Below are 15,558 nucleotides of genomic sequence, written 5' to 3' on the forward strand. Positions count from 1 at the left end.
GCGTGTTTGACTCGAAATCTCCGTCGAATTTGTTCGAGCGGGCGCGGTGGGTGATGTCAGACGTATCGGCGAGGATGGACACATGAACGAGGTTCTGCACCGATTCACACCGGCGACCCGGGCCTGGTTCGCGCAGGCCTTCGCCGCACCCACCGAGGCGCAGCTCGGGGCGTGGGATGCGATCTCCCGCGGCGCCCACGCGCTGGTCGTGGCTCCCACCGGGTCCGGCAAGACGCTCGCCGCGTTCCTCTGGGCCATCGACCGGTTGGCCGCGGATGCTGCGACTACAGCAGCTGCTCCGGCTGCCTCGAAGGTCACGGGTGCTCTGAAGGCCACGAAGGTCACGGATGTCCCGGCACCCCCGCGCACCCGCGTGCTCTACATCTCGCCGCTCAAGGCGCTCGGCGTCGACGTGGAACGCAACCTGCGTGCGCCACTGGTGGGCATCGTCCAGGCTGCCGAGAGACTCGGATTCGCACCTCCTCAGGTGACCGTCGGGGTGCGGTCGGGGGACACCCCGGCCGCCGAGCGCCGCAGCCTGGTCAAAACGCCGCCGGACATCCTCATCACGACCCCCGAATCGCTGTTCCTCATGCTCACCTCGGCCGCGCGCGAATCCCTGCGCGGCGTCGACACGGTCATCATCGACGAGGTTCACGCGGTCGCGGCGAGCAAGCGCGGCGCGCACCTGGCCGTCTCCCTGGAACGCCTCGACGACCTGTTGGAGCATCCGGCGCAGCGCATCGGATTGTCGGCCACCGTGCGACCGGCGGCCGAGGTCGCCCGGTTCCTCGGCGGGTCCGCGGCCGTGGAGATCGTGGCGCCGGTGTCGACGAAACGATTCGACCTCAGCGTGGTCGTACCCGTCGACGATATGAGCCAGGTCGGCCCGGTGCCGGTGCGGGAGGGGGCCACGGCCGCGGCCGCCCCGCAGACCGGATCCATCTGGCCGCATGTGGAGGAGGCCATCGTCGACGAGGTGCTGGCGCACACCTCCTCGATCGTCTTCGCGAACTCCCGCCGGCTGGCCGAACGACTGACCGCTCGCTTCAACGAGATCTATGCACAGCGCCTGGAAGATGCTCTGGAGCCGGCGCTGGTGCCGGTCGGCGTAGCGGCGTCCCGCGCGCCGGCCGCCCTCATGGGCGCGAGCGGCCACAGCGACGGAGCCGAGCCGCTGCTCGCCCGAGCCCACCACGGCTCCGTGAGCAAGGAGCAGCGGGCCCTGATCGAAGACGACCTCAAAGCCGGGCGTCTGCGGTGCGTGGTGGCCACGTCCAGCCTGGAGCTCGGCATCGACATGGGTGCCGTCGACCTGGTCGTGCAGGTGGAGTCCCCGCCGTCGGTGGCGAGCGGACTGCAACGCATCGGCCGGGCCGGGCACCAGGTGGGCGAGGTCTCCCGCGGCGTGATCTTCCCCAAGCACCGGGCCGATCTCATCCATGCGGCCGTCGCCGCCGAGCGCATGGCCGCCGGCCTGATCGAATCGCTCCAGGTGCCGTCCAACCCGCTCGACATCCTCGCCCAGCAGACCGTGGCAGCCACCGCCCTGGAACCCATCCACGCCGAGGAATGGTTCGACACCGTCCGTCGCGCCGCACCCTTTCACTCGCTCCCGCGGTCTGCTTACGAGGCCACCCTCGACCTGCTCGCCGGCCGGTACCCGTCCGACCAGTTCGCCGAACTGCGCCCGCGCATCGTCTGGGACCGGGACACCGGCATCCTCACGGGCCGTCCCGGCGCCCAGCGTCTGGCCGTGACCAGCGGCGGCACCATCCCCGACCGAGGCCTGTTCGGCGTCTTCATGGTCGGCGGCGACGAGACCACCGGCCGCCGGGTCGGAGAACTCGACGAAGAGATGGTCTACGAGTCCCGGGTCGGCGACGTCTTCGCCCTCGGCACGACCAGCTGGCGCATCCAGGAGATCACCCACGACCGGGTCTTGGTTCTCCCCGCGTTCGGCGAACCGGGACGGCTCCCGTTCTGGAAGGGCGACGGCCTGGGGCGGCCGGCCGAGCTCGGCGAGGCGATCGGCGCGTTCCTGCGGGAGCTGTCGGCGCTCCCCGCCGACGAGGCACGGATTCGCTGCCGAGCGGGCGGCCTCGACGAGCGGGCCGGCAACAACCTGCTGGCCTTCCTGGCGGAGCAGCGCGCCGCGACCGGCCACCTTCCGACGGATCACACCCTCGTCGTCGAGCGCTTCCGCGACGAACTCGGCGACTGGCGGGTGGTGCTGCACTCTCCGTTCGGGCTGCAGGTGCACGCCCCCTGGGCCCTCGCCGTGGGCGCCCGCGTGCGGGAGCGCTACGGGCTCGACGGGGCCTGCGTCGCCAGCGACGACGGCATCGTCGTTCGCATCCCCGACACCGAGTCCGACCCGCCCGGCAGCTCCCTCTTCGTTTTCGACCCGGCCGAGCTCGAACAGCTGGTCACCGACGAGGTCGGCGGATCGGCTCTGTTCGCCGCACGGTTCCGCGAGTGCGCCGCCCGGGCCCTACTGCTCCCGCGCTACAACCCGGGTCGCCGGTCGCCGTTGTGGCAGCAGCGGCAGAAGGCCGCCCAACTGCTCGACGTGGCCCGCGCCTTCCCCACCTTCCCGATCATTCTCGAGACCGTGCGCGAGTGCCTGCAGGACGTCTACGATCTGCCCGCGCTGCTGGCCCTCACCCGTCGCATCGACAGTCGGGCACTGCGCCTGGTCGAGACCCAGACGGATGCCGCCAGCCCCTTCGCGAGCACCCTCCTCTTCGGCTACGTGGCCGCGTTCATGTACGAGGGGGATTCCCCGCTCGCCGAGCGACGCGCCACCGCGCTCTCGCTCGACTCCAGCCTGCTGGCGGAGCTCCTCGGCCGGGTGGAGCTGCGGGAGCTGCTCGACCCGGCCGTGATCGAACAGACCGACCTGGAACTGCAACGGCTCGCCCCCGATCGGAAGGCGCGCGGCGTGGAAGGCATCGCCGACCTGCTTCGCGGCCTCGGACCGCTCACCGAGGCAGAGGTGGCCGCCCGCCTCGACCCGGCCGTTGCCCCGGGAGCAGCCGAGGGCCTGCAGGTCCTTGTCGGCACCCGCCGCATCATCTCGGTCGGATTCGCCGGCCAGCAGTGGTGGGCGGCCATCGAAGACTCCGCCCGGCTCCGTGACGCGCTCGGGGTTCCCCTGCCGCAGGGGGTTCCGGCGGTGTTCACCGAGCCGGTGCCCGACCCGCTCGGCGACTTGATCAGCCGCTACGCCCGCACCCACGGGCCGTTCACCCTCGCCGAGGTGGCCGCGCGGTTCGGACTCGGCCCGGCGGTCGCCCTTGTCGCCCTCCGACGTCTCGGCGGAGCCCGCCGCCTCATGGAGGGCGAATTCCGTCCGCACGGGTCCGGGCCGGAGTGGTGCGACGCCGAGGTTCTGCGGCGCCTCCGCCGTCGGTCCCTGGCCGCGCTCCGGCACGAGGTGGAGCCGGTCGACCAGGTCACCATGGGCCGGTTCCTGCCGGCCTGGCAGCACGTGGGCGGGCGCCTGCGCGGAATCGACGGCGTCGCATCCGTCATCGAGCAGTTGGAGGGCGCGCGCATTCCCGCGTCGGCTTGGGAGAGCCTCGTGCTGCCGTCCCGCGTCTCCGACTACCGGCCGGCCCTGCTCGACGAGCTCACCAATACGGGCGAGGTGCTCTGGGCAGGCGCCGGCACGCTGGCCGGCAACGACGGCTGGGTCAGCCTGCACCTGCGCGACACAGCGCCGCTCACCCTGCCGCTGCCCACCCCGTTGGAGACCACGGCGCTGCAGCAGGAGATCCTGTCGACCCTGGCCGGTGGGGGAGGGTTCTTCTTCCGGCAGCTGGCGGATGCCGTCGGCAGCCAGGACGACGCCGCCCTTGCCGCCGCCCTCTGGGACCTGGTCTGGGCGGGGTTGGTGGGCAACGACACGTTCGCCCCCGTGCGCGCCCTGCTCTCCGGCGGGCGTGCGGCGCACAGCACCCGCCGGCCGGCCCCGCGGGCACGCTTGCACGGCGGGCGGATCCCGGCGCGGGGCACCCTGCCCTCCCGCACCGGGCCGCCCACCGTGTCCGGCCGCTGGTCGATCGTGCCCGTCGCCGACGACTCACCCACCCGGCGGGCGCACGCCCTCGGCGAGACGTTGCTTGAACGCTACGGCGTCGTCACGCGCGGCGCGGTGATGGGTGAGGGCGTGACCGGCGGGTTCGCGCTCGCCTACCGCACCCTCAGCGGCTTCGAGGAGATGGGCCGGTGCCGGCGCGGCTACTTCATCGAGGGGCTCGGCGCCGCCCAGTTCGCCACGGTCGGCACGATCGACCGGCTGCGGTCCTTCGTGGCCGAGGGGCAGCATCCGCAGCACGCCGCCGTCACCCTGGCCGCCACCGACCCGGCCAACCCGTACGGCTCCGTGCTGCCCTGGCCGCCGCTGCCGACCGGAACCGGGCACCGCCCTGGGCGCAAGGCCGGTGCGCTGGTCGTGCTAGTCGACGGCGCGTTGGTGCTCTACGTCGAGCGCGGCGGCAAGACCGTGCTCGCCTTCGACGTCGCAGCCGACCCGGCCGCGCCGGACGGAGGTGCGGAACCGGCCGCCGAAACGGATGCCACGGTGTCCGCCGCCGCCGCATCCCTCGCCCGCACGGTCACCGCCGGGCGGGTCGCGAAGATCGGCGTCGAAACCGTCAACGGGGTGTTCGTGATCGGAACCCCGGTGGGCACCGCCCTGCAGGCGGCCGGCTTCGACGTCACCCCGCGGGGGCTGAAACTGCATGCCTGAGAACCGCCATGCCTGAGGGCGACACCGTCTACCGCAGCGCCCAGAACCTCCACCGAGCCCTCGCCGGTGCCCGGCTCACCCGCTGCGATGTGCGGGTGCCGGCCTTCGCCACCGTCGACCTGACCGGGGAGACCGTGCACGAGGTTCTCAGTCGCGGCAAGCATCTGCTGATGCGCGTGGGGGAGGCCAGCATCCACTCGCATCTGAAGATGGAGGGGTCGTGGCACGTCTACCGCCCGGGGAGCACGTGGCGCCGCCCCGCATTCCAGGCCCGCATCGTGCTCGAGACGGCGGAGTGGGTTGCGGTGGGCTTCGAGCTCGGGCTGCTCGAGGTGGTGCCGATCTCCGCCGAAGCCGGTCTGCTGGACTACCTCGGGCCTGACCTGCTCGGCCCTGACTGGCACGCAGAGGAGGCGGTTCGGCGCGTCGAGAGCCGGCCCGACCGGCCCGTCGCCGTCGCGCTGGCCGACCAGGGCAACCTGGCCGGACTCGGCAACGAGTACGTCACCGAACTGTGCTTCCTGCGCGGCCTGCTGCCGACCCGACCGGTCGGCGAGGTGACGGATGTGCCGGGCCTGGTGGCCCTGGCCCGTCGCCTGATCCTGGCGAACCGCGACCGGACGGACCGGATCACGACCGGCAACGGCCGCCGGGGCATGCAGAGCTGGGTCTTCGGCCGTGCCGGCCAGCCCTGCCGGCGCTGCGGCAGCACCATCCAGCGCGGACTCCTCGGCCGCTCGGACCTCGAGCTGCGGGTGACCGCCTGGTGCCCCCGCTGCCAGACCTGAAGAAACCCGCCGAACCGACAAGAAAGGGGGGTGCGGAGACATCCGCACCCCCCGAAGCTGTCGGTTCGCCGGGTTTCTGAGTGAGGGGGCTAGTTGACCGGGCCGGTGAACTTCTCGCCCGGGCCCTGGCCGATCGCGTCGGGGATGGCCGAGGCCTCGCGGAACGCCAGCTGCAGCGACCGCAGGCCGTCGCGGAGGCTGCGCGCATGCATGTCGGCGATGTCCGGGGCGGCGGCGGTGATCAGTCCGGCCAGGGCCGTGATCAGCTTGCGCGCCTCGTCCAGGTCGATCTGGTTGTCCGGGTCGTCGGCGAGGCCGACCTTGACCGCGGCGGCGCTCATCAGGTGGACGGAGGCCGTCGTGATGATCTCCACGGCCGGCACATCGGCGATATCGCGTGTCGCCTGGGCGGCATCCTGGTCGTTGCTATTGCTCACTGCATTCCTCTGTTAGACTCGTCCGGGCTCCGAGATGCAAGTCTCGGTACGAAAGTGGATAATCTCCCACCCGCGCATACCGCTTCATCAAGGTTACCGGGTAGTTGCACTCCGCCTTCGCGGCGCTGGACTCCGACAGGAGTCCGGTTCGTGAAGGTAGACAGGGTGTCGTCTGTGATGTACGAGGAGAAATCCTCGGCAATCCAGACGCGATCTTCCTCTCTTCGTCTCCGGGCGACATCCGTCACCTGGCTGTAGCCACGATGCATGAGAAGAGGAGAGACGCATCAGCGATCCCCGTACAAATGACCGTATCCGCGTCCCCGAAGTTCGTCTCGTTGGTCCCAACGGCGAACAGGTAGGGGTCGTGGCCATCGATGTTGCGCTGCGCCTTGCACAGGAGGCCGACCTTGACCTCGTTGAGGTTGCACCGACCTCCAAGCCGCCAGTTGCCAAGATCATGGACTACGGCAAGTTCAAGTACGAAGCTGCGCAGAAGGCGAAAGAAGCCCGGCGCAACCAGGCGAACACGATCCTGAAAGAGGTTCGTTTTCGTCTCAAGATCGATAAGCACGACTACGAGACCAAGCGCAAACGCGCCGAAGGCTTCCTGAAGGCCGGCGACAAGGTCAAGGCCATGATTCTGTTCCGTGGCCGTGAACAGTCCCGTCCCGACCAGGGCGTACGTCTGCTCCAAAAATTTGCCGAGGATGTCGCCGAGTTCGGTTCCGTGGAATCGAGCCCGACCATCGACGGTCGAAACATGGTCATGGTCGTTGGCCCGCTGAAGAACAAAGCGGAAGCCAAGGCTGAGATCAACGCACACAAGGCTGCCGATCGGGCAGAAAAGGTAGCCGACAAGGCTGACAAAGTTGCTGATAAGGCAGCGAAACTGGAGGAAAAAGATGCCTAAGATGAAGACCCACTCCGGGACGAAGAAACGTTTCAAGGTCACCGGTTCCGGCAAGATCATGAAGCAGCAGGCCGGCCTGCGCCACAACCTCGAGGTCAAGAGCACCCAGCGCAAGTCCCGCCTGAACCACGACCAGGTGCTGGCCAAGGCCGACACCAAGGTCATCAAGAAGCTTCTCGGTCGCTAGACCCGTACCCCGTAAGGAACTAAGAAAATGGCAAGAGTAAAGAGGGCCGTCAACGCCCACAAGAGTCGTCGCGTAATTCTCGAACGCGCCAAGGGCTACCGCGGCCAGCGCTCGCGTCTGGTAACCAAGGCCAAGGAGCAGCTGACTCACTCCTTCACCTACAGCTACCGTGACCGTCGTGCACGCAAGGGTGACTTCCGTCGCCTGTGGATCCAGCGGATCAACGCTGCGTCCCGTGCGAACGGCCTGACCTACAACCGTCTGATCCAGGGCCTCGCCCTGGCCGGCATCCAGGTCGACCGTCGCATGCTCGCCGAGCTGGCCGTCAACGAGCCCGCCACGTTCGCGGCCATCGTCGAGAGCGCCAAGGCAGCACTGCCCGCCGACACGTCGGCACCCAAGGTCGCCGCGTAGCTTTCCGCCGGCACCGGCACCATCACGCACTCTTCACGGGAGCGGGCCCAGCGCCCGCTCCCGTTTTGCGTGCCAGGGCGCGTGCCAGAGCGCCCCGGGTGCGGCCTCGGCAAGTAAGCTGGAGGCATGTTAGATAATCCCCGTTCTCCGCGTGTGCGGGCTGTCGCGAAACTGGCGAATCGAGCCGCTCGCTCTGAGACGGGGCTGTTCCTGCTGGAAGGCCCCCAGGCCGTCTCGGAAGCCCTGAACTTCCGACCCGAACTCGTCGTCGAACTGTTCGTGACCCCCACCGCCCTCGAGCGTCACCCCGAAATCGCGCAGGTTGCGCAAGAGGTGGGTGCCGACCTCGAATTCGTCACCGAGCAGGTGCTCGAAACCATGGCCGACACCGTCACGCCCCAGGGCTTCGTCGCGGTGTGCCGCCAGTTCCCGACCTCCGTCAAGGACATCTTCGCGGGCGAGCCGAAGCTCATCGCCATCCTCGAAGAGGTGCGCGACCCCGGCAACGCCGGCACCATCATCCGTGCGGCGGATGCCGCGGGCGCCGACGCCGTGATCCTCACCGGCCGCAGCGTGGACCTCTACAACCCGAAGGTCGTGCGTTCCTCGACCGGGTCCATCTTCCACCTTCCCGTCGCCGTCAGCGCCACGCTGTCCGACGTGCGCGAGCGGGCCCGGTTCGCCGGCCTGCAGATCTTCGCCGCCGACGTCAAGGGCACGGACCTTCTCGCCGCCCGCACGGAGGGGCTCCTGGTCGCGCCGACGGCGTGGTTGTTCGGCAACGAGGCCCGCGGCCTCACCGACGAGGACCTCTCCCTGGTCGACCGGTCCATTTCGGTGCCCATCTACGGTCACGCCGAATCGATGAACCTGGCCACGGCCGCCAGCGTTTGCCTGTACGAAAGTGCTTTCGCGCAGCGCAGCTGATCATCACAGCTCGGTAACCACGCACGCCGGTGGTTCTGAAGGACCCTCCCTCTAGCCTAGGTTGGGGGACATGGAGCCTACAGATTCTGCGCCGGCGACGTCCAACATCACGGTGTTGCGCGGTGAGCCTCTCGTCGTGATCAGCGACGTCGACAAGCACTACGGTGAACTTCACGTGCTGAAGAAGATCAACGCCGTCGTCAACCGGGGTGAGGTCGTCGTGGTGATCGGGCCCAGTGGTTCCGGCAAGTCCACCCTGTGCCGGGCCATCAACCGGCTCGAGACCATCGACGCCGGCGTGATCACGATCGACGGCGTGAAGCTGCCGGCCGAGGGCAAGGCGCTGGCCAAGTTGCGTGCCGACGTCGGCATGGTGTTCCAGGCGTTCAACCTGTTCGCCCACAAGACCGTTCTCGAGAACGTCACCCTCGGACCGATCAAGGTTCGCGGGCTGTCGAAGGCCGAGGCCGAGGAGAAGGCCATGGTGCTCCTCGAGCGCGTCGGTGTGGCCAACCAGGCGAAGAAGATGCCGGCCCAGCTGTCCGGCGGGCAGCAGCAGCGCGTCGCGATCGCACGGGCCCTGGCCATGGACCCCAAGGTCATCCTGCTCGACGAGCCCACCAGCGCGCTCGACCCCGAGATGATCAACGAGGTGCTCGAGGTCATGATCAACCTCGCCAACGACGGCATGACCATGATCGTCGTCACGCACGAGATGGGCTTCGCCCGTCGTGCCGCCGACCGCGTCATCTTCATGGCCGAGGGCGAGATCGTCGAAGAGACCACGCCCGAGCAGTTCTTCACGAACCCCCAGAGCACGAGAGCGAAAGACTTCCTCTCCAAAATACTTGCCCACTAACCGGTGTGCAGGACGACACAGCAATCAGGAGATACCCATGAGACTCAAAAAAGGTCTAATGATTTCGGCCATTGCCCTCGCAAGCGCCCTCACTCTCAGCGGATGCACCGATTCCGCTGAGACGCCTGAGGCTGCTCCGGTTGAGGAAACGGTTGAGTTCGAAGCCGGTACCACCATGGCCAAGCTGAACGAGGCCGGCAAGATCACCATCGGCACCAAGTTCGACCAGCCGCTCTTCGGCCTCAAGGGCCCGGACGACAAGCCGGTCGGTTTCGACGTGGAGATGGGCAAGCTCATCGCCGCCAAGCTCGGCATCTCCGCCGAGAACATCAAGTGGACCGAGACCGTGTCCGCGAACCGCGAGCCCTTCCTGCAGAACGGCCAGGTCGACCTCGTCGTCGCGACCTACACGATCAACGACACCCGCAAGGAGGTCGTCGACTTCGCCGGACCGTACTACCTGGCCGGTCAGGACCTGCTCGTGCTCGCCGGCAACCCCGACAAGATCACCGGCCCGGACGACCTCGCCGGCAAGCCCGTCTGCACCGTGAGCGGTTCGACGTCGGAGAAGAACATCGCCGCGTACACCGACAACGTGATCGCGACCGACACTTACTCCAACTGCCTCGGCCCGCTGCGCAGCGGCGAGGTTGTCGCCGTGACCACGGACAACGTCATTCTGGCCGGCCTCGCCGACCAGAACGCCGGTGAGTTCGAGGTTGTCGACAACCCCTTCACCGAGGAGCCCTACGGCATCGGCCTGAAGAAGGACGACACGGAGTTCCGCACCTTCATCAACGATGTCCTCGAAGAGTCCTTCGACGACGGCACCTGGGCCAAGGCCTGGGAAGCGACCGCCGGCACGGTGCTCGAGACCCCGACCCCGCCGACCGTCAACCGGTACTAGGCACAACCAGCACCACACGCTGACCGGGGCGGCCGGTCTCAAAGAACGGCCGCCCCGATCATCACGTTCCACGTGCACCCGCACGATACCCAGACAGTCACTACAGAAGAGGAGGTGAGTTGTGGACGCAGTCATCGAAAACCTGCCCGTGTTCCTGGAAGGCTTCAAGAACACGTTGGGCCTTCTGCTTCTGTCCGGCACGGGAGCGCTCGTGCTCGGCATCATCATCGCTGCCATGCGCATCTCGCCCGTCGCATCCCTGCGCGGATTCGCCACGGTCTACACCGAGATCGTGCGCAACACCCCGCTCACCCTGGTGCTGTTCTTCTGCGCCTTCATCCTGCCGTACCTGCAGTTCTCCCCGGGCTACTTCGTGCTCGCCATGATCGGCCTCACGGTCTACACCTCGCCGTTCGTCGCCGAAGCGCTGCGCTCGGGCGTCAACGGCGTGCACGTGGGCCAGGCCGAGGCCGCCCGCAGCGTGGGACTGACCTTCACCCAGACCCTCTCCTTCGTGGTCATGCCGCAGGCCGTGCGCATGGTCGTCCCGCCGCTGATCAACGTGTTCATCGCCCTGACGAAGAACACCTCCGTCGCCGGTGCATTCTTCGTCTTCGAACTGTTCGGCGCCGCCCGCAAGGTCACCAACGACCGCGGCGACCAGGTGCTCGCCATCCTGCTCGCGGTCGCGGCCTTCTACCTCCTGGTCACCATTTCGCTCGGCCTGATCGCCGCGCGGGTCGAGAAGAAGGTGGCGGTACTCCGATGACCTCCGTGCTCTATGACGCTCCCGGCCCGAAGGCCATCCTGCGGTCCCGCATTTTCTCCGTGGTCACCGCACTGCTCATCGCCGCGGGCCTCGTCTGGCTCATCCTGGCCCTGGGCGCGCCCAAGACCAGTGCCAACGGCGCCGTGCAGCCGGGACTGTGGGATCCGACCCGCTGGGATGTCTTCTCCGACCGCGAGGTCTGGCGCACCCTCGGCCGCGGAGCCCTGAACACCCTCCGGATGGCCGGCGTCGCCGCGGTGTTCGCGCTGCTGCTCGGCGTTCTGTTCTCGTTCGGACGCGTGTCCGACACCAAATGGATTCGGATCCCGACCACGGTCGTGCTCGAATTCGTGCGCGGCATGCCCGTGCTGCTGATGATGCTCTTCATCCTGCTCGTCTTCTCCACCGGCTCCTTCTGGGCCGGCGTCGCCGCTCTCTCCGTCTACAACGGCGCGATCATCGGCGAGGCGCTCCGGGCCGGCATCAAGAGCCTGCCCCGCGGCCAGCGCGAGGCCGGGCTGGCCATCGGACTCACCCCGGTGGCGACGCGGCTGCGGATCGAGTTCCCCCAGGCGTTCCGGCAGATGCTGCCGATCATCATCGCGCAGCTCGTCGTACTCCTCAAGGACACGTCCCTGGCCTTCGTGGTCGGCTACGAGGAACTGCTCCGCAGCGGCACCTCGATGACGAACTTCTTCGGCAGCCGCTATTCCTTCTCCTTCTTCCTGGTTGTACTCGCGATCTACCTGACGATGAACCTGCTGCTCTCCTGGCTGGCCCGCGTCATCGCCCGTCGCACCGGCTCCAAGTCCGGTGGCGTGACGACGGAGACGAAGGCTCCGCCCGAGAAGCCCCTCGACCCCGAGCTGGTCTACCCGGCGGCGCTGGGCAACCAGATGGGCAAGCCGTAGGCGCAGCAGCACTAAACTTGTGCCTTGTGTCTGACCCCACTGAGATCTCCGAACCAGTCGTGAGCGCGGCCGTCGAGGCCGCCCTCGCCGCCATTGCCGCCGCGAACGACTCCGCAGCCCTGAAAACCGTGCGCACCGAGCACACCGGCGAGGCCTCCCCGCTGGCGCGGCTCAACGCGCTGATGCGCAGCGTGCCCGGCAACCAGAAGGCCGCCGCCGGCAAGCTCCTCGGCCAGGCCCGCGGCGCCGTCGCCCAGGCGTTCTCCGCCCGCGAGACCGCGATCACCGAGGCGGAGGCCACCGCCCAGCTCGCGGCCGAAACGGTCGACGTGACCGCGGCGGCGTCCACCTGGAAGGCCGGCGCGCGGCATCCGCTCACCCTGCTGCAGGAACGGGTCGCGGATGTCTTCGTCGGCATGGGCTGGGAGGTCGCCGAGGGCCCCGAGCTCGAGAGCGAGTGGTTCAACTTCGACGCGCTCAACTTCGACGAGGACCACCCGGCCCGCGCCATGCAGGACACCTTCTTCATCGACCCGCCCGACGCCCACCTGGTGCTGCGCACCCACACCTCGCCGGTGCAGCTGCGCGCCCTGCTGTCCCGCGAACTGCCCGTCTACGTCGTCGCGCCCGGACGCGTCTTCCGCACCGACGAGCTCGACGCCACGCACACTCCCGTGTTCCACCAGATCGAGGGCATCGCCATCGACAAGGGACTGACCATGGCGCATCTGCGCGGCACCCTGGACCACTTCGTGAAGGCCATGTTCGGCCCCGAGGCGAAGGTGCGCCTGCGCCCCAACTACTTCCCGTTCACCGAGCCCAGCGCCGAACTCGACCTGTGGCACCCGACGTTCAAGGACGGCGCCCGCTGGATCGAGTGGGGCGGCTGCGGCATGGTCAACGCCAATGTGCTGCGCTCCGCCGGGATCGACCCGGAGGTCTACTCCGGATTCGCGTTCGGCGTCGGCGTCGAACGGGCACTGATGTTCCGAAATGATGTGAAGGATATGCACGACATGGTCGAAGGCGACGTCCGGTTCAGCCAGCAGTACGGGATGACCGTCTGATGCGCGTACCACTGAGCTGGCTGGGCGAGTTCGTCGACCTGGCCCCGGGCACCACGCCCGAAGACGTGCACGCCGCCCTGGTGAGCGTGGGTCTCGAAGAGGAAGAGATCCACCGTTTCGAGCTGACCGGCCCGATCGTGGTCGGCCAGGTTCTCGAGTTCGTCGGTGAAGAGCAGACCAACGGCAAGACCATCAACTGGTGTCAGGTGCGCGTCGCCGCCGACGGTGAGCTCGCGGCCGACGGCGGCCCGGCCGTGCACGGCATCGTGTGCGGTGCCCACAACTTCGTCGTCGGCGACAAGGTCGTCGTGACCCTGCCCGGCGCCGTGCTGCCCGGCCCGTTCCCGATCATGCCGCGCAAGACCTACGGGCATGTGTCCGACGGCATGATCGCCTCGGCCCGCGAGCTCGGCCTCGGCGACGAGCACGACGGCATCCTGGTGCTCGGCAGCCTCGGCCTCGACCCCGAGATCGGCACGGATGCGATCGCCCTCCTCGGCCTCGACGACACCGCCGTCGAGATCAATGTCACGCCCGACCGTGGCTACGCCTTCTCGATCCGCGGCGTCGCCCGCGAATACGCGCACGCCACCGGCGCGGCCTTCCGTGATCCCGCCCTCGCCCTGACCGCGGACGCGTCCACGGTCGCTTTCCCGGTCACGGTCGACGACCGGGCCCCGATCCGCGGCCGCGTCGGCGCGAGCGTGTTCGTCACCCGCGCGGTGCGCGGTGTGGACCCCACCCGGCCGTCTCCGGCCTGGCTGATCGCCCGGCTGAAGCTGGCCGGCATCCGTTCGATCTCGCTGATCGTCGACGTCACCAACTATGTAATGATCGAGCTCGGCCAGCCGATCCACGGCTACGACCTCGACACGCTGACCGGCGGCATCACCGTGCGCCGCGCGACGGCGGGCGAGAAGCTCGTCACCCTGGACGACGTGACCCGCACCCTGAACGCCGAAGATCTGCTGATCACTGACGAGTCCGGGCCGATCGGCCTGGCCGGCGTGATGGGCGGCCAGAGCACCGAGATCGGCGCCGGCACCACGAATGTGCTGATCGAGGCCGCGAACTTCGATCCCGTGTCGATCGCGCGCACGGCCCGCCGGCACAAGCTGCCCAGCGAGGCGTCCCGCCGCTTCGAGCGCGGTGTCGACCCGGCCGTGGCCGCGGTCGCCGCCGCCCGCGTCGTGCAGCTGCTGGTCGAACTCGCCGGGGGAGAGGCCGACGGCCTCGGCTCCCTGCACGACGCCACCCCCGAGAGACTGCCGATCGCGCTGCCGACCGGCTTCATCTCCGGCCTGATCGGGCTCGAGTACACCCCGGGTGAGGTGCGCTCCTCGCTGGCCGAGATCGGCGCCTCCCTTGAGGAGACCCCGGCCGGGCTGAACGTCACCGCGCCGAGCTGGCGCCCCGACCTGACCGACAAGTGGACCCTGGCCGAGGAGGTCGCCCGGATCGTCGGCTACGACCGGATCCCGTCGGTGCTGCCCGTCGCCCCGCCCGGGCGCGGCCTCACCCACGCCCAGATCCTGCGCCGCCAGGTCGCGCAGACCCTCGCCGCCACCGGCCACACCGAGGTGCTCGCGTACCCGTTCGTGTCGGAGAAATCCAACAACCTGTTCGGGCTGCCGGTGGTGCCGGCCGGTGGGCCTGCCGTTCCGCAGATCCGCGTCGCCAACCCGCTCGACGGGGAGGCGCCGTTCCTGCGCACGTCGATCCTGCCGGGGCTGCTGCAGATCGCACACCGCAACCGCTCGCGCGGGATCGTCGACCTGGCCGTCTTCGAACTGGGCCTCGTGTTCCGGCCCGTGGCCGGCATCCGTTACGGCAGCGCCGTCGTGCCGCCCGGCGCGGTGCGCCCGAGTGCGCAGTTGGAGGCCGAGCTGAACGCCGGCATCCCGCCGCAGCCCTTGTCGGTGGCGGTCGTGCTGACCGGCTCCGTCGTGCGGCCCCAGCCGGGGCAGCCGGTCGTGCCGGCGAGCTGGCAGCATGCCCTTGCCGCCGTGCAGCAGGTGGCGCTGGCCGCCGGTGTGCCGATCAGCGTGCGCCAGGGCTCGCACCAGGCGATGCACCCCGGCCGCACCGCCGAGCTGTTCGTGACGACGGATGCCGGGCTCACCTCGGTCGGCTACGCCGGCGAACTGCTGCCCCGCGTCGCCCGCGGCGCGGACCTGCCTGCGGTCGTCGCCGTCGCCGAGATCGACCTGACCGCCGTCTTCGCGGAGGCCGGAGCCGAGCTGCGCGCCACCCCGATCGCCACGATGCCGGCCGCCACGCAGGACCTGTCCCTCGTGGTGGACGCCGCCGTGCCCGCCGGCGACGTGCTGCGCACCCTGCGGGAGGGCTGCGGGCCGCTGCTCGACCACGCCGAACTCGTCGACGACTACCGGGGCACGGGCGTGGTGCCCGGCCGCAAGTCGCTGACGTTCGCGCTGCGGTTCCGGGCGCCCGATCGCACCCTCACCGCCGCGGAGGCCAGCGACGCCAAGCTCGCCGGCGTCGCGGTGGCCGCCGCCCGCTTCGGGGCCACCCTGCGCGAGTAGGAGCCCCGGCGCCGCCCGACCGCTCCGCCCCACGCGCGCCGAGAGTCGCCCGATCTGCCGACAGTCGCCGCCCGAGC

General features: G+C 69.2%; 13 protein-coding genes. 12 read left to right on the forward strand and 1 reads right to left on the reverse strand.

Annotated features, from left to right (window positions below; translation table 11 throughout):
- The first annotated feature begins 82 nt into the window (after window positions 1-82).
- Complete coding sequence (locus AC0J5J_RS15180; RefSeq protein ID WP_474898779.1) at window positions 83-4,756, forward strand: ATP-dependent helicase; 4,674 nt, start codon at window positions 83-85, stop codon at window positions 4,754-4,756.
- An 8-nt stretch (window positions 4,757-4,764) separates the two neighbouring features.
- Window positions 4,765-5,544, forward strand: a complete 780-nt coding sequence (locus tag AC0J5J_RS15185) for a DNA-formamidopyrimidine glycosylase family protein (RefSeq protein ID WP_474898781.1) — start codon at window positions 4,765-4,767, stop codon at window positions 5,542-5,544.
- 89 nt (window positions 5,545-5,633) lie between these two features.
- Here AC0J5J_RS15185 and AC0J5J_RS15190 read toward each other — a convergent pair whose 3' ends face one another.
- Complete coding sequence (locus AC0J5J_RS15190) at window positions 5,634-5,981, reverse strand: DUF1844 domain-containing protein (RefSeq protein ID WP_134425606.1); 348 nt, start codon at window positions 5,979-5,981, stop codon at window positions 5,634-5,636.
- 286 nt (window positions 5,982-6,267) lie between these two features.
- Here AC0J5J_RS15190 and infC point away from each other — a divergent pair, with 286 nt between their 5' ends.
- The 10 genes from infC (at window position 6,268) to pheT (ending at window position 15,481) form a co-directional block, all read left to right on the forward strand.
- A complete protein-coding gene (gene infC, locus AC0J5J_RS15195; protein WP_104101226.1) occupies window positions 6,268-6,894 on the forward strand; it encodes a translation initiation factor IF-3 in 627 nt (208 codons plus the stop codon).
- Window positions 6,887-7,081: a 50S ribosomal protein L35 gene (rpmI, locus tag AC0J5J_RS15200; RefSeq protein ID WP_104101228.1), complete on the forward strand. Its 195-nt coding sequence runs from the start codon at window positions 6,887-6,889 to the stop codon at window positions 7,079-7,081. Before infC ends, rpmI begins: the two co-directional genes overlap by 8 nt.
- 27 nt (window positions 7,082-7,108) lie before the next feature.
- The gene (gene rplT / locus AC0J5J_RS15205) at window positions 7,109-7,495 is read left to right on the forward strand and encodes a 50S ribosomal protein L20 (protein ID WP_134369906.1); all 387 of its coding nucleotides are present in this window, start codon (window positions 7,109-7,111) and stop codon (window positions 7,493-7,495) included.
- A gap of 126 nt (window positions 7,496-7,621) precedes the next feature.
- The gene (locus AC0J5J_RS15210) at window positions 7,622-8,422 is read left to right on the forward strand and encodes a TrmH family RNA methyltransferase (RefSeq protein ID WP_474898783.1); all 801 of its coding nucleotides are present in this window, start codon (window positions 7,622-7,624) and stop codon (window positions 8,420-8,422) included.
- A 70-nt stretch (window positions 8,423-8,492) separates the two neighbouring features.
- Complete coding sequence (locus AC0J5J_RS15215; RefSeq protein ID WP_134425604.1) at window positions 8,493-9,281, forward strand: amino acid ABC transporter ATP-binding protein; 789 nt, start codon at window positions 8,493-8,495, stop codon at window positions 9,279-9,281.
- 58 nt (window positions 9,282-9,339) lie between these two features.
- Entirely contained in the window at window positions 9,340-10,188 is an 849-nt protein-coding gene (locus tag AC0J5J_RS15220) for a glutamate ABC transporter substrate-binding protein (protein WP_241972843.1), read from the forward strand.
- Window positions 10,189-10,309: 121 nt separating this feature from the next.
- Window positions 10,310-10,957 (forward strand): amino acid ABC transporter permease, encoded by a 648-nt coding sequence (locus tag AC0J5J_RS15225; RefSeq protein ID WP_134425602.1) that lies wholly within the window; start codon window positions 10,310-10,312, stop codon window positions 10,955-10,957.
- Window positions 10,954-11,868: an amino acid ABC transporter permease gene (locus AC0J5J_RS15230; RefSeq protein WP_134425601.1), complete on the forward strand. Its 915-nt coding sequence runs from the start codon at window positions 10,954-10,956 to the stop codon at window positions 11,866-11,868. Before AC0J5J_RS15225 ends, AC0J5J_RS15230 begins: the two co-directional genes overlap by 4 nt.
- 26 nt (window positions 11,869-11,894) lie before the next feature.
- Entirely contained in the window at window positions 11,895-12,935 is a 1,041-nt protein-coding gene (gene pheS, locus AC0J5J_RS15235) for a phenylalanine--tRNA ligase subunit alpha (RefSeq protein WP_134425600.1), read from the forward strand.
- Window positions 12,935-15,481 (forward strand): phenylalanine--tRNA ligase subunit beta, encoded by a 2,547-nt coding sequence (gene pheT / locus AC0J5J_RS15240; protein WP_474898785.1) that lies wholly within the window; start codon window positions 12,935-12,937, stop codon window positions 15,479-15,481. The genes pheS and pheT overlap by 1 nt, the downstream gene beginning before the upstream one ends.
- The last annotated feature ends 77 nt before the right edge of the window (window positions 15,482-15,558 follow it).

The sequence above is a fragment of the Cryobacterium sp. TS_SC_7 genome, assembly GCF_056156285.1.

Bases quoted from the DNA above. Each gene is read 5' to 3' on its own strand.
- AC0J5J_RS15180 (WP_474898779.1), top strand. From the start codon at position 83: ATGAACGAGGTTCTGCACCGATTCACACCGGCGACCCGGGCCTGGTTC.
- AC0J5J_RS15185 (WP_474898781.1), top strand. From the start codon at position 4,765: ATGCCTGAGGGCGACACCGTCTACCGCAGCGCCCAGAACCTCCACCGA.
- rpmI (WP_104101228.1), top strand. From the start codon at position 6,887: ATGCCTAAGATGAAGACCCACTCCGGGACGAAGAAACGTTTCAAGGTC.
- rplT (WP_134369906.1), top strand. From the start codon at position 7,109: ATGGCAAGAGTAAAGAGGGCCGTCAACGCCCACAAGAGTCGTCGCGTA.
- AC0J5J_RS15210 (WP_474898783.1), top strand. From the start codon at position 7,622: ATGTTAGATAATCCCCGTTCTCCGCGTGTGCGGGCTGTCGCGAAACTG.
- AC0J5J_RS15215 (WP_134425604.1), top strand. From the start codon at position 8,493: ATGGAGCCTACAGATTCTGCGCCGGCGACGTCCAACATCACGGTGTTG.
- AC0J5J_RS15220 (WP_241972843.1), top strand. From the start codon at position 9,340: ATGATTTCGGCCATTGCCCTCGCAAGCGCCCTCACTCTCAGCGGATGC.
- AC0J5J_RS15230 (WP_134425601.1), top strand. From the start codon at position 10,954: ATGACCTCCGTGCTCTATGACGCTCCCGGCCCGAAGGCCATCCTGCGG.
- pheT (WP_474898785.1), top strand. From the start codon at position 12,935: ATGCGCGTACCACTGAGCTGGCTGGGCGAGTTCGTCGACCTGGCCCCG.